Here is a 22,236-nt window from a genome sequence, read left to right as displayed (position 1 = left end):
ACCGCCGTACCCGCTGATCCGCGCCCATTCTCCCCGATCCACCCGCCCCACGGGCCCCCCGGGCCGCCCCCCCCCCCCCGCCCCCCCCGGGCCCCCGGGGGGGGGGGGCGGCGGGGGGGGGGGGGGGGGGGGGGGGGGGGGGGGGGGGCGGCGGCCGGGGGCGGGGGGGGGGGGGGCGCCCCCCCCCCCCCCCCCCCCCCCCCCCCCCCCACTATCTCGTTCGCTCTGGTTCCCGGTGTTGGTCAGGGTCGGGTGGCGATGATCGCTTCGGTGCGGATGAGTTCGTCGAAGCGGCCCTGGGGGCTGAACGCGGTGAGGGCTTCGCGCAGGTCGCGCTCGAACGCGTCTTTCTGGTCGCCGAGTTGGGCGGGGCTGGAGTAGCTGTAGGAGAACTGCAGGCCGACGACCTCGTCCAGGGTGCGGGTGAGGGTGCGGTCCCAGCGGGCGATCTCGATCTTCGAGAAGGGCGAGCGGGCGACGACGTCCTGGTGGCGTTCCTTGGGGTGGCTGTAGGTGCTGGAGCCGGCCCGGCGCTCGGGGCCGAGGTAGCGGGTGCGGACTTCGGTGATGACCTCCAGCCAGGGGGCGGGTTCGACGTCGCCGGGGGCGCCGCCGGAGGCGAGGACGACGGCCCCGCCGGGAGCGATGAGGTGGTCGAGGTCCTTGAGGAGCTGGTCGCGGTCGGTCCAGTGGAACGCGGCGCCCATCACGGTCAGCAGAACCTGGCCGAGGTCGAGCGTGTGCAGGGTGGTGGAATCGCCCTGGAGCCAGGTGATGTTGGTGATGCCGGCCGCGTCGGCGAGCTTGCGGCCTTCGGCGAGCATCCCGGGCTCGGGGTCGATGGCGACGACCTCGCCGACCAGGCGGGCGAGCGGGAGGGCGAGGACGCCGGTGCCGGTGCCCAGGTCCAGGACGCGCTGGGTGCCGTCGAGGGCGAACTTCTCCTTGAGCAGGTCGTAGAGCTCCGGGTCGTAGCCGGGCCGGAACTTGGCGTAGTAGGGGGCGGTGGAGGCGAACAGCTCGCTGGGCGTGTAGGCGGTCATGGTCACCAGTCTTTCGCGGACGCGGGTGCGGTTCGGGTGGTTTTCAGGAGGAATGCGCGGATGTCTGGTTGACGCGGTCCCACCACTGCTGGACGGCCCAGGCGCCGGCGCCTTCGTGGGTGACGGAGCCGTCCTCGTTGCGGTCGGGGGCGCCCAGCAGCTGGCGTTCGACGTCGTCCAGGTCGGTGCGTTCGCGCAGGTGCGGGGCGGGGTCGTCGAGGTCGGCGAGCCAGCGGTAGCCGTATTGCATCATCACCGCGAGGCGGGGGCGGCCGGAGGTGTTGAGGCCGCCGGCGTGCCAGGTGCGGTTCTCGAACAGGAGGACATCGCAGGGGCCGAGGTCGGGGGTGATCGCGCGGGGCGGGTCGATGGCGCCCTTGGGGACGGTGACCGGGCCGGGGTCGTGGCTGCTGCCGGGCAGGACCATGGTCAGGCCGGCGTCGGGGGTGATGTCGCTGAGGTAGTAGGCGGCCTTGATCGCGAGCCGCGGGACCTTCGCGGGGCCGAGGTCGCGGGTGGCGGCGGCCATGTCGCGGTGCCAGCCGTGCCGTTCGGGGACGCGGATGGTGCGCTTCCCGCCGGGCGGGATGGACGGCATGTGGATCAGGTTGCTGGACATCAGGTGCAGGTTCGGGCTGAGCAGGCCGACGATGGTTGGCAGGACGGCCGGGTTGGCGATCAGCGGCAGGAAGGCGTCGTCCATGGCGACGACGCCGCGGAAGCCGTCCTTGCCGTCGGTGCTGCGGTCCCGGCCGGCGGTGCGGTCGGTGGCCAGCAGCCGCTGGCTCGCCTCGGCGAGCCTCTCCCGCAGGTCGGCGCTGATCGCGTCGCGAAGGACCAGGTAGCCGTCGCGGTCGAACGCGGCGAGCTGGTCCGGGTCGGGCGGGGCCGGAAGGGGGCGGGTCACTTGCTGTGCTCCTCGATGAGTCGGGTCGCGCGGGCGGACAGCGCCGGGGCGGACAGCCCGGCGTGCTCCAGCAGCCGGTCGGTGCTGACGGGGCGGCCGGGGTCGCGGTAGCCGACCACGTGGAAGCGGTCCGCCTCGCCGCGGGCCGCGAGCAGGGCTCGGACGGCGCCGGGGAAGGTGGGGACGGCCAGCAGGACCGGGCAGTCGATGCCGAACAGGTTGGTGAACGCCTGCCGGGTCAGCGCGGCCGGCCAGATCCCGGCCGGGCCGAGGACGGTGAGGTCGTTGATGTGCAGGTATCGGATCGTAGTGGCGGCGCGAATCCGGCGGAGGTTGCGTGCGGCCTCGGCGAGTTGGCGGGCCGGGACGTCCCCGGCGGAGGCCAGGACCAGGTCCGGCCGGCCTCGGCCGAAGGCCAGGTGGGGCCAGATCGCGGCCCCGCGGGTGAGCTCGTCGCGGAACGGGCCGGGCGGGAAGTTCACCCCGCCGTGCTTGTCGGTGATCAGGAAGTTGACGCGATCCCGGCTGGCGAGCATCGCCGCGAGGACGGCGGCGGCCCGGGTGGCGTCGGCGGGGGTGTAGATGTGCACCGACGGGTCTTCGAGTTCGAGCATCGCCGAGGCCAGGCCGGGGTTCTGGTGGGTGTAGGTGTTGCGCCAGCCGAGCGAGGTGATCAGGTAGTTCACCGAGGGCAGGTTCGCGTGCCCGGCCGCGTAACGCAGGTTGCGGTGCTTGAGGTGCTGGACCAGCAGGCTGGTGTTGACCGGGGCGAACGCCTCGTAGGTCGCCAGCAGCGCGTCTCGGCCGGTCTCGGTGTAGCCCTGCAGCCAGGCATGGCAGACCTCCTCGTTAAGGATCTCCACCGCCCAGTCGGGAATGCTGCCGTCCAGGTCGAGACGGAGCCGGTTGGAGACGATCTCGTCCGGGCTGAACAGCCGGAAGCCGGGACGCTCGGCGCGGGCCCGCAGGACCGCGCTGACATCCGCCCAACTCCGCCGCGGCCCGGTCCCGAGCCGGACCGCCGGCTGTGCGGCGGACAGCTTGCGGGCGGGGCCGGGTAGGGCCTGGCGGACCAGGTCGGCCGGGCGGCCCTGGGCGGTCAGCAGCTCGGCCGGCCGGTAGGAGGCGAGCCAGTCGGCGAGGGCGGCGAACTCGGCGTCGTTCTCCAGCGGATTGGCCAGCGGCGTCTTGTGGACGGCGGGTGTCCCGGCGATCCGCCGGCCCGCGACGTGCTCGGGGCCGGTGTGGCCCTTGGGCATGGTCAGCACCACCACGGGCTGCGGGCCCGCCTCGCCGAGCGGCCGGAGCATCGTGAACGCCTCGCCGAGCAGGCGCCGGAAAGTGGGCAGGTCGTGGCCGTCGGCGACCAGCGGCCGATAGCCGAGCCCGGTGAAGTAGGCGGCGATCTCCTCGCCGGTCAGGCCGGCCAGCAGGGACGGGCCGCCCATCCGAAGCCCGTTGGCCAGCACCACGGGCAGCACCGCCCCGTGCTCGCCGGCGCCCACCAAGGCCCGGCGGGCGAGCCAAGCCGCCGCGGTGGCGCCGGTCTCCAGCTCGCCGTCGCCGATCAGCGGGACGACGAGACGGTGCGGAGCGTCCAGGGCCATGCCCTGGGCGACGGCGAGCGCGGGGCCGAGCTGCCCGCCGGTGTGCCGGATGCCGGGGATCAGCGGGGTGATCTCCGAGCCGAACCGCCGGGCGTCGGGGAAGCTCGCGATCAGGGCCCGCAGGTCGGCCATCGACCAGGCGTCGCCGCCGGTCAGGGGCAGGTTCTGGTTGAGGTAGGCGTGGGCGAGAGCGGACGGTCCGGCGTGTCCGGCGCCGTGCAGCACCAGCAGCTCGGAGCCGTCCGGCCGGTGGCAGATGAGCGGGCCGAGGTGGGCGAGCAGGTAGTTCACCGGCGGGCAGACGCCCCAGTGGCCGCGCGGCTGCGGCTTGAGGTCCTCGTGCCGCAGCGGCCGGGCCAGGCGCGGGTTGTCCGCGAGATAGAGCTGGGCGGCGGACAGGTAGTTCAGGGCCCGCCAGCAGGCGTCGACGGCCTCATCCGGGACGGCGGCGCGGGCCTTTGCGGCGGCCTGCCCCCAGTCGGGCAAGCCGGCCCCGGCCGGGGCGGGACCGGGGTCGGTGGTGCTGAGAGCGGTGGTCACTTCGGGCTCCGGGTGCGGGCGGCGGCGACGGCCGCGGTGATGCGGTCGGCGCGGACCTGGGGATCGGCGGACTCGGTGATCAGGTGGAGCATCTGGGCGCGTTCGTGGGCCGGAAGCGCCGCCCAGTCGGCCCCGGCCTCCGTCAGGGCGGCGGCCAGGTCGTCGGGGACGCGGTGCGAGGCGGCCTCGCGGATTCCGCGCAGGACCAGGGGGACGCCTGCCCGGTCGGCGAGGTGCTCGACGGGCAGGGCGGCCTGGCCGGCGGCGGAGACGGCGACCAGGGTGCGGGCGCCGGCCTCGGGGAAGGTGACCCGAAGCCGCCGTCCGCGCAGGCCGGCCGGGCCCTGGCAGGGCAGCAGCAGGACGGGCCGGCCGCCCAGGCGGGAGGGCCGGGCTGTCACGTGCAGCACCCGGCCGGGCTCCGGCAGCGGCTGCAGCGTGCCGGTCGGGCCGGTGCCGGGAGCCTCGGTGACGGCGATGACGCCGCCTTCGGTCCCGGCGGTGCGGCGGACGGCCTTGTGGGCGAACAGGCAGCGGTCGACGGTGGCCAGCAGCCGGTCGGTGAAGGTGTGCTTCCAGGCGTTCCCCGCCCGGCCGGCGGGCAGGTGGCCGGGACCTGCGACGGCGAGCGCGAACGACACCCGGGTGGGCAGCACCTCGGCGAGCCGGTCGCGCAGGCCGCAGAGGGCCTGGTGGAAGGCGGCCGGGTCGTCGACGGCGGCGGCGATGATGACCTCGTCGCCGCCGAAGGTGGCCGCGCAGGCCGCCTCCCAGGGCTGGTCGCGGAACCAGGTGCGGGTGGTTGCGCCGAGCCGGGCCATGACCTGGTTCCCGGCCAGGTGCCCGAAGCTGGCCGCGTCGGTGGCATTGGTCTGCTCGACGTGCTCCTTCAGCCCGTCGACGTCGCCGATCGCCAAGGCGACCAGGCCGCCCTCCTCCAACTCGGCCGCGAGCGCGCGGGGGATGGAGGTGTGGAAGTCCGGGAAGGCAACCAGCCCGGTGAGCGGGTCCTCCCGGCTGCCGGTGCACCACTGGCGAAGCGGCATCGCCGACGGGTCGAACAAGGGAACTGACGTGGCCAGCGGGTCGTGCATGGTGTTGGCGCTCTGGTCCATGGGTGGACCTCCCCCTCGGTGACGTGGGATCAGCTGCCGGCGGGCAGCAGGTGACGGAGCGTGCGCAAGGTGCGGATCGTGACGGCCGGCGGCTCGGCCAGCTGCGGCAGCCGGGTGTCCTCGGGACGGTGCAGGTAGGCCGCGTGCCAGCCCGCGGCGACGGCCCCGGCGGCGTCCGCGAGGGCGGAGTCCCCGACGTGCAGCAGCTGGTGCGGCTCCAGGCCGGCCATGGCCTCGACGGCGGCGAACGCCCCCGGCTCGGGCTTGCAGAAGCCGGTGTCGGCGGAGTAGACGACCGCGTCCAGCAGCGCGTGGAAGGGAGGCTCCTGGTCGGGGATCGAGGAGCCGAGCGAGTTGGTCATCGCGAACAGTGCGAACCCGCGGGCCCGCAGCAGTTGCAGGGCGGCCAGGGCGTCCGGGAACAGCTGCGGGGACGCCGCCCGGGTGCGGGCGCCTTCCAGCACCCGGTGCAGCGGCTCGAACGCCTCCGGGCGACCGAAGTCGCGGGCGAGATCGGCGGCCAGGTCGGCGGGGGTGACGCGGCGGCGCTTTGCGCGGCCCTTCATCACCTCCCGGGCCTCCTCCAGCGTGTTTCCGAGGACGTGGGCGACCTGACCGGTGGTCGGGTGGGTGTCGGTGACCACCAGGGTGCCGCCCAGGTCGAAGCAGACCCCGCGGACCGGGGCCCAGAGCGAGCTCCGCTCGGCCCCGGTCAAGCGCGGCCGCATCTGCCGGCCGGTCATCGGCCCACCGACCACAGCGGGTCATCGCCCACGACTCGCAGCCGCTCGGCCAGCCCCGGGGCGGTGCGGGCCGCAATCCAGCCGCCGCCGGCTGTCAGCGGCTGGTGGTGGATCTGCTGCCGCAGCGGCTCGACGGTCAGGTGGTATTCGACGGCCGGGACCTTGTCACGGCAGCAGACGGCGGCCAGCGCGAGGGCGGCGTCCAGGTGGGCGCCGTGCGGGAAGACCGGGATGCCCAGCTCCGCGGCGGTCTCGACGGTGTGCAGTGCCCGGGCGAGGCCGCCGCCCCAGCCGGCGTCGACCTGCCAGACGTCCACCTGCCCGCCGGTCAGCAGCCTCGCCTGCTCGGCCTCGTCGACCGCGTGCTCGCCCGCCGCAAGCGGAACCCCGGTGTGGACCGATCGAAGCCGCTGCCAGCCCCAGGAGCCGGCCGGGACCAGTTCCTCCGCCCAGTGGACCCCGACGTCCGCGAGGACCGGCAGCAGCCGAAGCGCGTCGTCCAGGTGGCAGCGGCGAAGGCCGTCGACCATGAACGGCCCCTCCCCGGCGGCCTCCCGCAGCCGGCCCAGAACCTGGGCAACCGCGCGAGGACCGGCGAGGATCAACTGCTTCGTCAGCGGCCACTTCTGGCCCCAGAACCCGGCCTCCGCGATCCAGGCCGCCGCATCCGCCGCGGCCGGGTGCGTGGGGTCCAGACCGAGCGCGGACGCGTAGGCCGGGACGCGGGAGCGGACCCGCCCGCCGAGCAGGTCGACCACGCTCCGGCCGGACGCGGCCGAGGCCAGGTCCCAGCAGGCCAGCTCGATCGCGGACGCGGCCTGCCGTACGTGCGGACCCTGCCGGTGGCGGCCGGTCGTCCTCCGGTAAGGCAGGCGGCGGTGCTCGGCGGCGTCGTGACCGATCAGGCCGGCCGCGTGGTCGTCGCGGATCACCTGCAGCACCACTTCGCTGACCGGGCCGTGCCAGCCCAGCCCGCCGTCGGCGACCAGGCAGAGCGCGAACCGCTCGCGGTGTTCGGCCCACTGGGGCCCGGCCGGCTCGACCGCAACAGCGGCGATCTCCTTCGGCAGCCCGTCCGGCAGTCCCGCGCCCTGCGGGGGCAGGCGCCATGCCTGGACCTCGCGGATGACCGTGCCCGATTCCCGGACCGACCGGGCGTCGCCGCAGCGAGCCGCCTCGAGGGGGGTGGTGGCCGTCATCAGATCCTCGCTCCGGTCAGCTCTTCACCGGCGAAGGTGAAGCACCACGGGCTGCGGTAGTTCTGCCACCAGGCCGGCCGCAGCCCGGTGTCCGCGAACAGCTCCTCGATGTTGCGGCGCATCGTCAGGTGCCACTCGATCGTGTCGGAGCCGGGAGTCCGGTAGACGTCCATGAACGGGTTGTGGGCCTGGTAGGTCTGGAACCGGGGGAACGTCGTGGTCACCGGGACGAAGTCCTTGAGGTTCTCGACGGCCGGCTCGATCGGGTCCAGGCCGACGATGTAGGTGAAGTCGGTGGTGATCCCCCTCTCCTTCGCCGCCCCGAGGGCGGTGACCATCTCCTCGGGGGTGAGCTTGGCCTTGGACTCCTTGAGGATCTGGCGCCGTTCGGTGAAGCACTCAGCGGTCAGGGTCAGGTGGAACGGCCCCAGGCCGGCGGCGGCGTCCAGCCCGGCCTCGGTGGTCAGCACCGAGGACAGGAAGTGCAGGGTGCCGGTGCAGCCGTTCGCACCCATCGCCGTACGGACTTCCGCCAGGTGCTCGAGCGCGAGGTGCTCATGGAGGAAGCAGCCGGTGCAGACCGTCACCGTCTCGACCGGCGTCAGGTCCTCCATGCCGGAGTTCGCGGCGAGCGCGCCGAGGTAGCCGGCCAAGTCGAGGGCCTTGATCTTCGGGTCGGAGGCGTCCTCCAGAGTGTTCGGGCAGAACACGCAACCGGTGCACTGAGAGCGGGCGTTGGAGTTGAGGGTGAGCATCTTCTTCCCGTTGCGCCAGTAACCGAGCACGGCGTCGTCGTCCTCGATGCCGTCGACCTCGCCGACCTTCACCCCGCCCAGGCGGAGCTCGTGCTCGTCCAGCTCGAACGGGGAGTCCTGGCGGCCCAGCGACAGGATCAGGAACAGCGGGTCGGCGGGGCGCGAGTCCAGGCGGAGCTGGAAGCGCATGCGGGGCTTGGCCAGCGGCGAGCGGGCGCCGCAGGCGTTCAGGGCGATCAGCAGCACGTCCTCGGTGTTGACGTTCCACTGCTTGGCCACCTTCTCCAGGTGGGCAACCGATTCGAGCATCTCTTGTCTCCGTCTCGCAGTCGTGTGCGGGCAGGACACGGCCAGGCCGGCCGGTGTCCGCGAGGAGCGGTCGTGCGATGTGCGGCGGTGCGGGACTTCAGGCCGCGGCCGGGGCCAGCGGCAGGCGGACCACGACCGCCTTGCCGCCGGTGGAGGCGTCGTCCACGACGTCGTGACTGCCGTGGACCTCCTCGACCAGGCCCTTGACCAGGGCCAGTCCCCAGCCGCCCGTGCCGTGCGGAGCGGGCAGGGCCTTGGGCCGGTAGGGATGGGCGTCCGCGACGGACACGGTCAACTCGGCCCCGTCCGACCCCAGTTCGACCGTCGCGGTCGGCGAGAGAAGAGCCGCGTGCCGGGCGACGTTCGTGACCAGCTCGCTGACGATCAGGCAGGACATCTCCACCAGCCCGCCCTCCAGACCCCAGCTCGCGAGGACCTTGCGGGTCTCCCTGCGGGCGAGCGGAACGTGCTCGTCGATCGACAGGACCTTGAAGACGTGGCTCAACGCGTCGGCGGACATCACAGCCCCTCTCCCTCCGCGGCATTCGGACACCCCGGGATCACAGAAGGTAAGGGGGAGAACACGCTGCGGTGTTCACGACTGTGAACACACTGCCCCGGGACAGCGATCAGGGGCCCTCCCCGGCGGGAGAGCCCCTGATGAGACGCCAGAAACAGGCGGTGGGGGGAGTACGAGTGAACGCGCCCAGTCGAGTACGACTCCAACATTATCTGGGGTTCTGATCAGCCGTCAGGCATGTGAGGCAAGTATGGTGTTCTCCTACTTGCCTTAACAGTATCCAAGGGGTGTTAGGCACGTTGGCTACCTCGACCGCGGGGAACATCCGTATAGCCGTTAGCGCCAATCACTTGATCACGGTTGATGCGGCGTACCGGTCGAGGAAGTAACACTCACGGCCATGGCGCGACCCATCAGGGTGAAAGTGCTCGCGGGGCCGTTGCCTGCCTCGTGCTCTCTTCGTTCGCGGTGCGCACGCTAAGTGACACAGATCGCGAAGGGATGAGATGAAGAAGATCAGGCGTATGGCCAGCGTCGCCGCCGCAGCTGCCGCCCTGGTGGTATCCGCGTTGGCGACCCCCGGGACGGCGTCTGCCGACGACGGCGCCCACCCCGCAGTCGGCACACACTGCACCCGTTGGGAAGAGGTCTACGGCCAGGGCGGCTACACCTTCACCGACTTCCGCACCTGCGTGCATGTCTACGACCGCGAAGGGCGGTCTGCCATGTTCATCGAGACCGACAGGAATACCTACTGGTGGGGTGGCGCTTGGTACAACGCCACCCCGCTCTACAGCGCCAGCATTTTCGCCACGGTCCACATGGGCGCCAACATTGCCCAGGGCGGCCCGACGGTCGCGGCAAGGAACTCCTGGGAGCAGAAGTCCCGCAGCAGCAAATTGAGCTTCGGATCGATCGGGTTCATCAAGTGCGGTATCCGCGACCTCGACGTGTCCTACACCCAGGTCGGCGGCTACTACGGCGAGGACCGCAAGATCGACGTGAAGCGGTCCTACGACGACTTCCTTATCCCCTGCACCGAGGACTAGAGCGGGGGCCAGTAGTCGGTCCTGGGACAGCGGCAGCGGACTGCACAGCCGGGGCGATAGCGGTTCAGCGCGTTGACGCGGCCGCCGGCCGCTACGACGCCGGGACAGCAGGTTCGTTGAGCCGGTGGACATGCGTGTGCCTCTCGAACCGGCACCCCTGCTGACGGCCTGCGGTTCCTGCCTGGGACCAGAGGTCGTCCTGTGTCGGGGAGCGCGCCGCTCTCGTCCACCCGCTCCAGCGCGTGGGCGAACGCCGTGCCCGTCGTCCGGGGCCGCGGCCACCGGCGGCGCTGCAGCGCGGCCCGCCTCTCGACGCTTCGAGAGGCGGGCCGCAACCGTACAGCGTGGATCCTAGAGCGGGGCTACGGCGTCGTGGTCACTTCGGGGGCGACCTCAGTCAGTTCGGTGATCCAGCCAGTCAAGGCTCCCACCTTGGTATAGACGCCGGGGCGGTTGGGCCTGGCGCAGCCGTAGCCCCACGACACCAGGCCGATCAGAACTCCGTTCTGTACCAGGGGGCCGCCTTCGTCTCCCGTGCAGGCGTCGACGCCTCCTTCGTCCCAACCCGCGCAGAGCATTCGGTCGGTGATGGCGTTGAACCCGTTGTGCTTCTGCTGGCAGACGTCGCGGGCGATCAGCGGCACCAATGCCACCTGCAAGGTCTCGGAGAGTGCCGCTCCTTCCCTCGCTGTCACTGCGCCCCATCCCGCGACCTCCGCCGCGGTGCCAGGGGCCGGGTCCGCGTCGCTCGTCGGCAGCGCGACCTTATCGATGCCACCAGTGCCGAGGGAGAACTGCCCGTCGATCTTGATGGCGGCGATGTCGTAGTCGTTCGTCCAGTTGTCGTAGTCCGGGTGGGTGATGACCTCGGCCACCTTGAAGTCCACGCCGGGCGTGGCATGCCTGTCCGTGCCCGCCCGCACGACGAGATCGGACGGCGACTTTCCCTCGACGCACTGCGCGATGGTAAGGACCCATTGGTCGCTGATGATGACGCCGCCGCACCTATGCGAGGAGGACCAGCGGACCGACACCATGTACGGGAACGCCCCTGGGGCGGTGTCGTGACCGCCTACGACGGCGTGCGCCGGAGAGGACATCATTCCGACGACCGCTGAGAGAGCGGCGAGGAGGAGGGCGAGGATCCGCTGGGCTGGGCGCGGGCGATGCGGGCGGCGGCCTTGAACACCATCACCTGCGCCCACGCCGCAGAGCGGGACGATCATCAACGGCTTCATGAGCTGGCCAACGATCACAGCGCGTTATCGTCACCTGCACGGCTGCCCGCGCGGCCCTGCGGTATCTGCCTCTGCCGTCGGTCTCATTTCTAATCGCCGTTGACGCCCCCACTGCCGCACCCAGCCGCCGATGCGCTCCACTTGCCCACCACTACCGGGCGTCCTGTACCACCCAACATGCCTTACGTGCCAGAAGGCACGAACTATCCTCTGACCTCGGTGATCGGGTTGACAACCCTAGATAACCTTGGTGCTCAACGCGCCGTCACGGCTCGTGGAGCGTCCAGGCCGGGTCGTAGTCGGGGTGTTCCCGGTAGGCCATGGCCAAGGCCCTCACCGCATCCCGCAGAGCCTCGCGGGCCGGTCCCGGCTCAGCTTCCTCGAACAGGTTGATGACCATGTAGCGGCTCTCGGCGTTCAGGATCGCGGGCCAGGGACCCCAGGTCGCGATGTGGTCAGCGACGACCCGCAGCGAGGTCTCCACCACCAGTTCGTCGTGGCCGTCGACCACCCGCTGGCTGCGGCGGGGCCAGTGCCGCCAGGGAGTGATCCCCGCCGCCCCGGCTGCCGCCAGTTCCTCCTCCAGGCGCTCGTGCAGGAAGACGACGACGCTCTCGTGCGGCCCCTCGTCGTCAGGGTCCCTCGGACCGCCGTAGGACTCCCGCACCTTCCCCAGGTTCGGGTCGTCGGCGGGGCAGTAGGTCAGCCACCCCCGCTCGGCGCGGATGAGCACTCCACCACCGGGCGGGACGTAGGTCTGGCAGTCCGCGGCCGCGCAGACCGCCCCGTACTTGTTCGTCGCCATCGGATCATTGTGCGGTTCAGAGCTGCAGACCCATGCGGTGGGCCAGGCCGCGCAGGTCCCGGGCGGCGTGCGTGGGCAGCTGCCGGTCCAACAGGTCGGAGACAGTGTCGCGGACGAGCGCGTTGGCGTGGATGCGCTGGGGCGCGACGTGTTCGGCGGCCAGCAGCGAGGCGACCGCCTCGGCGTCCCGGCCGCGCAGGTGCGCGAGCGAGCGGCCCAGGTCCGCGCGGAAGGCGGCCTCCCGGCCCGGTGCGGCCAGGATCTGCGGGCGCACTCCTCCGCCCGCGGTGACGGCCTGGCCGTGCCGGCCGAGGTCGGTGTTCAGGCTCACCTGGTGGATGCCGACGTTGGTGGGGCCGAAGTTCAGGTGCCATGCCTTGGTCTCGCCGGTGCGGGTGGCCAGGTCGGCGGCTTCCGCGAGGTGCTGGTGGACCTCGCGGGTCCGCTCGGCGCCCGAGCGGCGGACGTCCTGGGTCAGGCAGGTCGCCTGGATCAGGTGGAGTTCGCCCAGCAGCGCGTGTGCGGCCGGGGTCGCCAGGTGCCGCTCGACCTGGTCCGCGGCCTGCTCGGCGCGGGCCAGGGCCTGTGCCGGGCTGCCGGCGGCCATGAGCACGTGGGTGTGGAAGAACCCCGACAGGGCGTGATAGATCGGGTCGTCCAGCTCGGCGATCGCCTCGGCGGCCCGAGTGACCGCGATGAACGCCAGGTCGGTGTAGCCGAGGTTCTTCAGCAGCAGGGTGCAGGCCGGGTGGTAGGCGTCCGCCAGCAGCTGCAGCAGTCGCTCGCGCCGCCGGCCCGTGGCGGCCTCCACCGCGGCGTGCAGATCGCCCAGCAGGCCCGGAAGGGCGGCGGCGACCTGGCCGTATTCGCAGGCGTGGTAGAGCCGGTTGGCTTCCGCGACCCTGCCGGCCAGCAGGCCGACCGGCCCGCCCGGAGGGCTCTGGTCGGGCGGCAGGCCCAGGTTGATGCCCATCAGGACCAGCCGAAGCGCGGGGATCGCCTCGTGCGCGGTCGCGGTGGAGGGATCAGCAGGCGCGTAGGGCTGCCCGGTCAGCTCGGACGGAGCGATCTTCAGTGCCTCGGCCAGGGCGGTGATGTGCCCGTGGCGGTCCAGGTGCCGCTGCCCGTTCTCCACCATCGACAGGAAGCCGGCCGACAGCCCGGACAAGCCGGCCAGCGTCCGCAGGCTCATCCCGCGCTGGCGCCGGGCCGTTCGCAGCCGCTGGCCGATCTGCTGGGCCTGATCTTGGCTCATCGCGCCCCACCCTCGCAGTTTCCGGTGACCCATCCGTAGCGTAGGGCGATCAGAGGACCCGTCAGGACACCTTTCCCTGAACTGGAGAGCGCGAAGTCACCGCATTCCGGCCCGCTGAGCGATCCGCCGGACGGTTGCGGCTGTCCCCGGGTCGCCGACGCGGACGGGCAGGACGGCCAGCAACTCGCGGGCGAACGGGGCAAGGCGGACCCGCAGCGGGGCCAGGGCCTCGGCCCGGGCCAGCAGGGCCGCTGCCCGCTCGTCCTGGCCGAGCCGCGCGTGAGCGCTCGCGGCGGTCACCAGGACCCGGGCCCGCCCGGCGCTCTCCAGGGCGTCCAGATCCGCTGACCGGGCGTGCTCGATCACCTCATCCCAGGCCCCGGCCTCCGCCGCGGCCTGGACGCAGGCCGCCGTCACCGCCGAGCGTTCCCGGGCGTCCCTGGCCCGTCCGGCCGCCTGCCGCAGCAGCCTCTCGGCCGTCTCCCGCTGCCCGGCGGCGGCGTTCGCCACCGCCGCCAGCAGCGGCAGGTCCCCATCGCCGATGGCGTCCTCGGCCCGCTCGGCGCGGGCGAGCGCGAATTCCGGCAGTCCCATGTCGATCAGCAGCCGAACCTCCTCGACCAGGACCGGAACCGGCTCCGGCCCGCCGGGGCGGGCCCGGTGCAGCAGCATCCAGGCCAGGTCCCGGTAACCGACGCGCCGCAGCAGTCCGGCCGCCGCGACGTGTCCGCGCACTCGCAGCTCGGCCGCCCACTGCCGGGCGGCGGCCGGGGCGGTCCGGGCGACGGTGTCGCCCAGGCGGATCAGGCCCGGCAGCGCAAGGGCCAGCGCGTGCTCGTCCCCGGCCGCCTCGGCCGCCAGCACCCGCTCGGTCCGGGCATCCAGGTCTTCCACCGATCCGGTCGGCTGGGCCCCTCCTGTCTCGGCGAGTTCGCGCCGCAGCTCGAAGGCGACGGACCGCACCAACGTGTGCTCGCCGCCGGCCGGCGGGTAGGGCTGCCCGGTCAGCTCGGCGGCGTCCAAGCGCAGGGCCCCGGCCAAGGCGGCCAGGTCGCGGCGGCGGTCCACCCACTCCCGGCCGCCCTCGAGGTCCGCGATGCGGCCCGGCGAGATCCCGGTCCGCGACGCGAGCTCGTCGACGCTGACCGCCCGGCGGGCCCGCCAAAGGGCCAAGTGCCCGCCTATCGGGCTCCCGCCCGCCTGATCGCCGCGTTCGTCGTGCCTCACGGGGCCTGCTTGTTCCTCCGCCGTCGCAACCACTGCCAGCCGAAGGCCGGCTCCCTCCGACCAGCGGAGTCCCCCGTGCGAGCGCATATGCCCTTCGCTGGCACCACAGTAGTTGTCAGCGCTCTCATGACGCGAACGCCCTGCCCACAGTGTGGGACGACTGCCTATGATGCCCGGTCAGACCTCCTGCCGGTCATGGCCGCGCGGCCGGTGCAGCGGGATGACCGTTCCGCCGCGGGCCGCCAGCTCCTCCCGCAGAAGGGTGTTGTCATGGTGCAAGGCGGCGATGGCCGTCGCGGCGGCGTCCAGGCGCTTTTGCAGCAGAGTGTTCTCGCGGGTCTTGTCCGCCAGCTTCCGCTTCAGTTCCTGGATCTCCTCGTCGCGGCGGGCCTCCCCCGGGGTGGCGGTGCCGTGCTCGGCGACGTGCGCGTCCCACTCCGCCAGGATGGTGTGCGCGCGGTTCATGGTGGCCCGGCTGACGCCGGCCTCCTGCCACAGGTTCTGCTTGGTCAGTCGCCCGTCCGTGCGCTGGGGCTTGCCGGCGAACAGCCGCTGCATCGCCGCGCGAAGGGCCTGAGCTGTCTGGGCGGTGACGCCGTCGTCGGTCAGGGCGCGGTCGGGCGTGGTGGTCACGACTCCTCCGTTCGGATCTGGGCGAGGACGGCGTCGACGCGCTCGATCTCGCGGCGGATGAGGGCTTTGCGGGGCGAGGGCAGCTTCGGGATCTGAAGGAGCTTGAGCTGGGTGCGGCGGTGGGAGTCGTGGATGGCGATGTGCTCGACGCCGATCATGCTGTTGCGGCACCGGTCCGGACGGCACCGCTCGTGCAGCGGCCCGCTGTAGCCCGCCGGGACGACAGCGCTCTCCAGGCAGACCGCGCCGGCCGGATTCGCCTCGTCGAACAGGCAGTTGTTGAGCGCGCCGAACCGGATGGTGATCCGGGCCTGCCGCAGCAGGTCTTCCTCGGTCCGGGCGTCACCGCCGCGGGCCTTGACGGTGGCGGTGATCTCGTCGAAGACCTCCTTGACCCGGTCGGCGCCGGGCCCGTAGCCGATCGGCTTGCCGTCCTTGTGCAGGCCGAACAGCTCCTTCAGCCGCCGGAACCGGGCGGCGTCGACGGCGGTGTCCAGCAGTTCCGCCCACTGGGTGTCGGGGGCGGCGTATCCCAGGGTGGCTCGGTTGGCCAGCGCGCGACGGGCGACGTGCTTGAGCTGCAGTCCGAGGGCGATCTCGGAGCCCGGGAACTGGTCGGTGAGCATGGCCATGGTCCGGCGGAACATGTGCGGGCGGACCCTGCCTGCGGGGATCTCCTCCAGGCCGCTCCAGGCGCGTCCGGCGTTGACGGCGGCGACGAACGAGTCGATCATCTGGTCGCCGTGGGCGGCCTCCGTGCTCTCCGGCCGCTTCAGCGGCGCGAAGACCCGCTCGGCGTGGACCGAGACGGCCTCCGCGACGGTGATCGCTTCGGCGACGGGTTCGGTGATCCACCAGTGCTTGCCCGGCCGGCCCCGGTGGCCCTTGTCCAGAGCGGAGGCGATCGCCGGAGCGTTGTAGTGCTCGACCACCGACCCGCGCCGGATCTCGTGGATCTCGCTGTCACGCATCATGGACAAGGCCGCGACCAGGCAGAACGCGGCGTCCCGGAGCTTGAACAGCATCCGGTTCGTCGCTCGTGCGTCCAGCCCCGGATGCCAGGGACCGGTGCTGCCGTCCGGGCGCGTCACCTGCGCGAGGCCGTCGATCAGCCCGGTCGTGGTCGCCCGCCCGGCCTCGATCTCGCGAAGGACCCTCGCGCGGCGGTCCCGGCCGGCCCGGGATCCGGTGGAGAAGATCCTGTCGGAAGTGGCGAAGCCGATGAACAGGGCGAGCAGGTTCCAGTTCGCTCCCTCCTTCTGGAGACCGAGCCGCAGCGGGGTCTCCGGCGCGTGGACGGGGATCCGGTTGGCGGGATCGGCGAGCCAGGCATCCAGGACTTCATCGACTCCGCCCCGCGGGAAACGCTGCATCTCGACGACGCCGGCTCGCAGTTCCTCGTAGCGGCGAAAGGCCCGCAGCACGTCCGGCGCGAAGGTGTGGACATAGACCCAGGCCGCCCGCACCAGCGGGAACCAGATGTCCGGCGGGATGACCGGCGTCGACACCTCATGCGAGACCGCGTACTTCGCCGCCTTGCGCGCGCTCATCCCCTGCCATGGGTCGACCGGCACCCCGCCGCAGGACAGCGCGGGTCCGACCTCGTGCAGCCGCTTGATCACCACGACGTAGCCCATCACGGTCCCGGCCATGAGCTTCTTCTCCTCGTGCAGCCACCGGGTGAAGCGCTTGAAGTCGTTCGTCCGCCAGCCGTCCAGCCGGTCGGGCAGGCCGTTGCGGCGTCCGAACTCGGCCATCCGCCGAAGGTGGGAGATGTGCTGGATGACCGTCGACAGGTCGAACGGATCGGGCTGCAGGTGCACTCCGGCATCGATCACCGCCTCATGCCGGGGGTTGGCCATGACCATGGCCAACTCGCGGGCGGTCAGGTTCCACCAGCCCTGGGCGAGGTTCTTGGTGAACTTGATCCTCCACATGGACTCGGAGAGGTTGGCGTTGCGGCGGACCACTCCGTTGAGGTCCCACACGTCGGTGTCGCCGAACAGCGGGAGGCGGGCGCCGGGCTGCCGGGCGGCCGGCAGCAGGGAATGGCTCTGGATGACCGGTTCGTCGTCACGGAAGATCGACGACGTCCGCGGGCTGGGGAGGGCGGCGGTCATGCGTCGAACTCCACGTGCGCGGCCAGCGGCAGGTCCAGGTGGATGCCGCCCTCGGCGATGTGCTTGCGGGCCATGGTGATCTCCGCTTCCGTGCGGTCGTCCAGGACCGCGGTCAAGTTGGTGTAGGACTGGCCCCACAAAGCGGTGAACTGCACGGGGTTCAGCCGCTGCCGCAGCCGGTCCAAGTGGTCCTTGAACAGCAGCAGTTGGGGCAACTGACTGGGCATGACCCAGGCGTTGCGGCACTCGAGGCAGCGCAATGGGGCGACGGCGCACAACTCGCCGGCCGGGCTGAACGGCGAGTCGTAGGGGTTCGTGCAGTGCGTGACGCCCATGTCGAGCTCGCCCTGGACCAGGTCTCCCGCCTGCTTTTCGGTCAGCCCCAGGGCCTGGAGCTTGGTGGTGTCCTCGGCCGCGTCGGCGGCCTGTGAGGTCAGCACGGTCGGGCCGTCCACGGCCTTGCGGAACCAGTGCTCCTGGGCCGAGTTGATCACCTCGGCCGAGATCACCCGCAGCGTCGTTCCCTGGGCATAGTGACCCTTGAAGGTCTCCTCGTAGTGGTCGTCGGCGGCATCCGCGATGTGGCCGCGCGAGACGACGACCTTCTCCACCTTGGTCGACTTGCGCAGCCTGCGGATGTCCGTGGAGCCGCTGACCGTGATCTGGTTGCGGCGAAGCCACTCGCTGAACCGCGCCTGGGGCGCTTCGGGGCTCCACTCGTCGAACTTCAGCGTGAGGTCGACATCGACGGTCGCTCTCATGAAGAGCTTCCGGTCCGGGTTGCCGGCTCGCAGTCGGGCGTTCTCGGTGACGGCCATCAGGCGCCGGACGACCGCGCTGGGCTCGCGCCGCGGCCGGTCCTTGAACTCCTCGGTCTCGACGACGTCGGCCATCTCCAAGGAGCTGTCGTCCTTGAACGAGCGGTAGTAGCGGCGCTTGGCCCGCTTCTTGACCAGTGTCAGCCGCACCCCGCCGGGCACGAACTCCACGTCGTCCTCGCGCAGTCCGCTGACCTCCTCCGGGGCATGCCCGGTGGCGTCCATCAGCAGCACCCGGAAGGCATGCAGATCGAACGAGGTCGGCCAGAGCTGGGCGACGAGCCACCGGTCCAGGGCGGTCTTCGAGGCGCGGGGCAGCGTTCCGTCCGGCTTCCTGATGCAGCCGATCAGCTCTTGCGGCCACAACCGCGGGACGGGCAGATGCTCGTGGATGTCATGAGGCGTGATCGCTCCGTGCGCCAGCCCCCAGAGCAGGTCCCGCAGCGACATCCACGAGCCGTCGTCGGGATGGCGGCCCTGCGCGGCCAGGTCCCACCCGGCTGCCAAGCGCTTCTCCAGAGCGATGACGGCGGCCCAAGCGCCCCGGACCAGGGCCTGCTTCTCCTTGCGGGAGAACTCGTCCAGCTCGTTGTTCTCCCCGATCGGCACTCCGGTGCCGGACCGGGCGAACGCCTCGATGCGCGGGGCAACCGGCCGGTCGGGGTGCTCGACCCGCCTGCGGATCAGCACCCGGATCGCCCCGGCCAGGATGGCCGGCCGCATCGAGGACGGAGCGAACCCGGACGGAAGCGTGCGTTCCCAGGCGGCAACGGCCCGTGCCACGTCGGGATGGTCGGCTGCCAGGGACGCGCGCGGAGCATCATGGCCCAGCGCGGCGTCCACTGAGACGCAAAGCCGGTCGATCGCCTGCTGATAGGACTGCACCGTCCCGGCCGACAGCCCGGCCGCGGCCGTGTACTCGACCCACTCGTCCGCCAACTCGGCTGCCAGCCGAGAACATTGATACTTGCCTGGGTGGATCCGACACGTGTTGGTGGTGGACTTCCTGGCACGGGTGGCCCACACGACCCGTTCGCCGATCGTTCCCGCCACCCCCGCCGATTCCGCCTCGACGGTCGGAAAATCCCTGCTGAACGCTCCTCGGCGGGGCATCAGGCAGACCTGCCCTTCTCCAGGTCGAACGCGTGGGCGGCGATCTGCGCGTAGGTCGCCTCGCTGCCCACCTCCCCGACCCAGCCCCGGAATGCCTCGTCGAAGTCGTAGAGCAGGTCGTCCGTGTACTCCAGGTACTCGTAGGTGGTGGCCGGACTCTGATGTCCGAGTCTGCGGCTGACGATCAGCAGCGGATTCAGACGGGTGTGACTGGCCAGGTAGGAACGGTGCCGGCGGCGACGCGCAACCGCATCCGGCTCGTCGCCGTCCATCTGCCGCTCGAGGTAGCTGAGCAGCTGAAGCGCGTAGGTGTGACGCAGGTCGTGCCAGCGCCACCTCCTGCGGGGCAGCGGCGGAGTGCTGTCGTCCTGGAGGGCGACCATGCGGCGCCAGGCCGCGTGCCGGTAGCGCTTCCAGGAGTCAGCGCCGGGCATCAACCCGCCTCGGCAGATGAACACCGCGAGCGCTTCGAGGCCAACTTCCGTCTCGTGGACGGTGATCCGCCGGAGCCCGGCGTCCATCGCGGACATCACGAACTCCCGCCGGATTCCGTCGAGCATGCCGTGGACCAGCCCGGAGTCGTGGTCGATCCGGGAGACGACGAACAGATCCCGGTACCGCTTCCCCAGGTTGCGGGCGGACATCGCCGCCTGCTGGGGCCGCTCGATCAGCAGGTAAGGGTCGAGTGAGGCCATCGAGTCCTGCGGGACGTAGATCGTGCGGGCCTTGCCGTACTTCGCGCATGCCTGGACTGTGAAGGTCACCTCGTCGACACGATGCCCAACCCCGATGCCCAGCTCCGGCAGCAGCACCGTCGCCCACTCCCGCCAGCGCATCCCGGTGCCCAGAGCCAGATCCGAGGCGGCCCGGTTGCGGTGCGGAGCCGAGCCTCGGAACGACCGGTTCACGCTCGAGTCCGGCAACTGGCCGCCCAGGCCGACGTCCCGGAAGTACCGGTACTGCCCGAACGACAGGTGGCGGATGTCCATCTTCTGCTCGATGCGCCGGCCTCGGACCACCATCCGCCTCGGCCGCTTCTGCAACACGCTCCGCTCCACCAGATGCTCGTAGAACTGGTCGATGAGCTGGGCTTCCTTGCCCCACGTGACGTCGCCGACCGGCCTGGTCTGCAGCTGGGTGCGGACCTTCTTGTACGCCTGGAGATCAGATTCGGTGGCCGACAGCACGCCCCGGCCCCGCTGTTCCTGGAAGTCGGCGACCCGCGCGATGATCCGCCCGTAGTCCTTCAGCGTGCCCTCGGCGAGCTCGCCGTCCGACAGGCTCCGCCCCCAGGAACACAGCGGCTCGATCGGCATCATCGTCTCGTCATCCAGGTACACCGGCGTGCCGTCTGCGATCGCCCGATCATCGAGCAGCCTGCCGACCTCCTCCCCGGAGATCACCGGACTGTCCATGTGCCGCTTCGCCAGCTTCGCGTTCACGAAGAACACCTGCACCGTTCACCCCTCCTGAGACAGCGCTGATAGGAGAGATACCTCAAACCACTGACGAACGTCGCGGCCCCCGTGATCACCCCGAGGAAGTCGTGAGACAGAACTGAACTGCCCCAAGAAGAAATGGGTCAGCAACAGGAGAGGCACCACCGTGACGCCCAGATCGCGCAGACACCGATCGGCGGCGTTCGGATCCGGCCCGGCGTCGATCACCACCGCACTGTCCGACGCTCCCGTTCGAAGGGCCAACATGTCTCCCTGACCGACATCTTCCCTGTCAAGTCCAAGCGTGTTGCGGCATGCCGTCGTCGAAGCCTAGCCAGCCACGGGCACTTGCCACCCTCGTCGATGACAGTCGGTGATGCTTAGGTTTTCGTAATGAGGTGCGCTGTGCTCCCAGACCGTCGGGTTCAGTGGGTTGTCTTGGCTTCCTGGTGCTGCCGGAGGCGGTTGATGATCTCCTTGCGGAGGCTTCGGCGCTCCCATGGGTCGCAGCCGATGAACCGCCCGTAGCGGGTTTCATGGGGTGCGGTCATCTCTCGGATCAGCCGGAAGAGGTCGGGGTGCCGTCGGACAAGTTCTTCGTAGGTTGGCTGGACGAACTGCATCAGGGCTTCGTGCTCTGGATCACAGCGCTCGGCGATCGTCGTGGAGTCGAACAGGGTCTGCTTGAGTCGGCTGTTCTCGTTGGTGCGCTGGACCAGGCTCGCGAACAGTCGTCGGCGTGCGGCGATGTCGGGCTGGCTGCGCTGTGCGGTGGTCCTGGACAGGGGGACGAGCGCTTGGTGGCTCGGGTTCTGCGCGTCAGCTGCCAGGTGCTTGCGGAGCGCTTCGAGCTGGTCCTGCCACCGGTGCAGAACGAGTGGGTGGCAGAGGGCATCGTCGCGCCCCTGCTGGCGCCCGGCGTCCTGTAGAACGCGAAGGCGGAATCGCGCGTCGTCCAAGTCCAGGACTGTGCTGACCTCGGGAGTCACGGGGGCTTTCAAGAGCCCTCGCTCGATGCACCAGTGGATCTTCTCCAGCTGGTTGGAGACCTGGACGGAGGCTCTGGGGCTCAGACCGGCGGCGGTTGCGGCCTGAGCCATCAAGGCTGCTCGTTCGTCGCGGAGGAAGTCGCCGAGCAGGCCCTTGGCGAACCTGATCGGATCGTCGGTCGGCGTGGTGTTGCTCGGGACGAGGCCGTAGCGGTTCAGTTCGGTCAGCCGTTGGCGCTTCAGCTCGGCGTTGGCCTCGTTGAGCCGGCGGCGGACGTTGTTGGCCTGGTCGTCCCACTGCTTGATGACGGGATCTTCCTCCTGGCCGGCGCGGATGTGCTCTTCCTTGCGTAGTTGGAGGTCGTGGAGCCCGTAGGTGAGTGCGTCGATCGACTCGCAGATCCGGTCCCTGCCATAGAGGAGGTCGATGAGGCCGGTGCGTTCGACGCCGCATGACTCGGCGATCACGACCTTGACGAGGTCCACGAAGCTGGCGCTGATCACATCCGCCATGTCCGACAGGGGGAGCCGCCAGGGCTTCTGATCGGGGACCCGCTCGATTCGAAGGCCGGGGCCGGTCAGCACTGGCGCGCGCCGCCGCTCCTTCGGGTCGTTCTGCGCGGGGATGGGCAGCGCGAAGCGGATGTCGAGGTAGCGGGTGATGCGGCCTCGATGATGATTCGTCAGCGGCCGGTCCCGCAGGGTCACGCACTGCTGGCGAGGCCCCGCCCCGCAGGTCGGACATGGGACTGTGCCGACATCTGACGAGGTCAGGGACCATAGTGTGGTGCGCGCGTGGACATCATTGATCA

18 protein-coding genes are annotated in these 22,236 nt (G+C 71.1%); 1 reads left to right on the top strand and 17 read right to left on the bottom strand.

Annotated features, from left to right (window positions below; genetic code table 11):
• Positions 1 to 242: 242 nt before the first annotated feature.
• The 8 genes from ACGF07_RS23010 to ACGF07_RS22975 all read right to left on the bottom strand — a co-directional run bounded on the left by ACGF07_RS23010 (position 243) and on the right by ACGF07_RS22975 (position 8,738).
• A complete protein-coding gene (locus tag ACGF07_RS23010; protein ID WP_392901579.1) occupies positions 243 to 1,043 on the bottom strand; it encodes a class I SAM-dependent methyltransferase in 801 nt (266 codons plus the stop codon).
• A 43-nt stretch (positions 1,044 to 1,086) separates the two neighbouring features.
• The gene (locus tag ACGF07_RS23005) at positions 1,087 to 1,950 is read right to left on the bottom strand and encodes a phytanoyl-CoA dioxygenase family protein (RefSeq protein WP_392901577.1); all 864 of its coding nucleotides are present in this window, start codon (positions 1,948 to 1,950) and stop codon (positions 1,087 to 1,089) included.
• Complete coding sequence (locus tag ACGF07_RS23000) at positions 1,947 to 4,097, bottom strand: phosphoketolase (protein ID WP_392901576.1); 2,151 nt, start codon at positions 4,095 to 4,097, stop codon at positions 1,947 to 1,949. The genes ACGF07_RS23005 and ACGF07_RS23000 overlap by 4 nt, the downstream gene beginning before the upstream one ends.
• Positions 4,094 to 5,212: a hypothetical protein gene (locus tag ACGF07_RS22995; RefSeq protein WP_392901574.1), complete on the bottom strand. Its 1,119-nt coding sequence runs from the start codon at positions 5,210 to 5,212 to the stop codon at positions 4,094 to 4,096. The genes ACGF07_RS23000 and ACGF07_RS22995 overlap by 4 nt, the downstream gene beginning before the upstream one ends.
• 29 nt (positions 5,213 to 5,241) lie before the next feature.
• The gene (locus ACGF07_RS22990) at positions 5,242 to 5,955 is read right to left on the bottom strand and encodes an HAD family hydrolase (RefSeq protein ID WP_392901572.1); all 714 of its coding nucleotides are present in this window, start codon (positions 5,953 to 5,955) and stop codon (positions 5,242 to 5,244) included.
• The gene (locus ACGF07_RS22985; RefSeq protein ID WP_392901570.1) at positions 5,952 to 7,154 is read right to left on the bottom strand and encodes an enolase C-terminal domain-like protein; all 1,203 of its coding nucleotides are present in this window, start codon (positions 7,152 to 7,154) and stop codon (positions 5,952 to 5,954) included. The genes ACGF07_RS22990 and ACGF07_RS22985 overlap by 4 nt, the downstream gene beginning before the upstream one ends.
• Complete coding sequence (locus ACGF07_RS22980; RefSeq protein WP_392901568.1) at positions 7,154 to 8,218, bottom strand: radical SAM protein; 1,065 nt, start codon at positions 8,216 to 8,218, stop codon at positions 7,154 to 7,156. The genes ACGF07_RS22985 and ACGF07_RS22980 overlap by 1 nt, the downstream gene beginning before the upstream one ends.
• Before the next feature lie 97 nt (positions 8,219 to 8,315).
• On the bottom strand, positions 8,316 to 8,738 hold the full coding sequence (locus ACGF07_RS22975; protein ID WP_392901566.1) for an ATP-binding protein: 423 nt from the start codon (positions 8,736 to 8,738) through the stop codon (positions 8,316 to 8,318).
• A 506-nt stretch (positions 8,739 to 9,244) separates the two neighbouring features.
• Between ACGF07_RS22975 and ACGF07_RS22970 the strand changes: the two genes are divergently transcribed.
• Positions 9,245 to 9,787: a hypothetical protein gene (locus ACGF07_RS22970; RefSeq protein ID WP_392901564.1), complete on the top strand. Its 543-nt coding sequence runs from the start codon at positions 9,245 to 9,247 to the stop codon at positions 9,785 to 9,787.
• Between the two features lie 362 nt (positions 9,788 to 10,149).
• Here the strand turns inward: ACGF07_RS22970 and ACGF07_RS22965 are convergent, their stop codons facing one another.
• The 9 genes from ACGF07_RS22965 to ACGF07_RS22925 all read right to left on the bottom strand — a co-directional run bounded on the left by ACGF07_RS22965 (position 10,150) and on the right by ACGF07_RS22925 (position 22,132).
• Positions 10,150 to 11,043, bottom strand: a complete 894-nt coding sequence (locus ACGF07_RS22965; RefSeq protein ID WP_392901562.1) for a serine protease — start codon at positions 11,041 to 11,043, stop codon at positions 10,150 to 10,152.
• Positions 11,044 to 11,290: 247 nt separating this feature from the next.
• Entirely contained in the window at positions 11,291 to 11,830 is a 540-nt protein-coding gene (locus ACGF07_RS22960) for a DUF6221 family protein (protein ID WP_392901560.1), read from the bottom strand.
• A 16-nt stretch (positions 11,831 to 11,846) separates the two neighbouring features.
• Complete coding sequence (locus ACGF07_RS22955; protein ID WP_392901558.1) at positions 11,847 to 13,085, bottom strand: helix-turn-helix domain-containing protein; 1,239 nt, start codon at positions 13,083 to 13,085, stop codon at positions 11,847 to 11,849.
• Positions 13,086 to 13,181: 96 nt separating this feature from the next.
• Complete coding sequence (locus ACGF07_RS22950) at positions 13,182 to 14,258, bottom strand: helix-turn-helix domain-containing protein (protein ID WP_392901557.1); 1,077 nt, start codon at positions 14,256 to 14,258, stop codon at positions 13,182 to 13,184.
• A gap of 231 nt (positions 14,259 to 14,489) precedes the next feature.
• On the bottom strand, positions 14,490 to 14,945 hold the full coding sequence (locus ACGF07_RS22945) for a hypothetical protein (RefSeq protein ID WP_392901555.1): 456 nt from the start codon (positions 14,943 to 14,945) through the stop codon (positions 14,490 to 14,492).
• Complete coding sequence (locus tag ACGF07_RS22940; protein WP_392901553.1) at positions 14,942 to 17,065, bottom strand: integrase; 2,124 nt, start codon at positions 17,063 to 17,065, stop codon at positions 14,942 to 14,944. The genes ACGF07_RS22945 and ACGF07_RS22940 overlap by 4 nt, the downstream gene beginning before the upstream one ends.
• Positions 17,062 to 18,666, bottom strand: coding sequence for a hypothetical protein (locus ACGF07_RS22935; protein ID WP_392901551.1), 1,605 nt, complete (start codon positions 18,664 to 18,666; stop codon positions 17,062 to 17,064). Before ACGF07_RS22935 ends, ACGF07_RS22940 begins: the two co-directional genes overlap by 4 nt.
• A 329-nt stretch (positions 18,667 to 18,995) precedes the next feature.
• Positions 18,996 to 20,453 (bottom strand): hypothetical protein, encoded by a 1,458-nt coding sequence (locus ACGF07_RS22930; protein ID WP_392901549.1) that lies wholly within the window; start codon positions 20,451 to 20,453, stop codon positions 18,996 to 18,998.
• 407 nt (positions 20,454 to 20,860) lie between these two features.
• Complete coding sequence (locus tag ACGF07_RS22925; protein WP_392901547.1) at positions 20,861 to 22,132, bottom strand: hypothetical protein; 1,272 nt, start codon at positions 22,130 to 22,132, stop codon at positions 20,861 to 20,863.
• Positions 22,133 to 22,236: the final 104 nt, after the last annotated feature.

It is taken from the genome of Kitasatospora sp. NPDC048194, assembly GCF_043202455.1.
Lineage (GTDB): Bacteria > Actinomycetota > Actinomycetes > Streptomycetales > Streptomycetaceae > Kitasatospora.
This window is presented reverse-complemented; position numbering and strand designations above follow the sequence as displayed.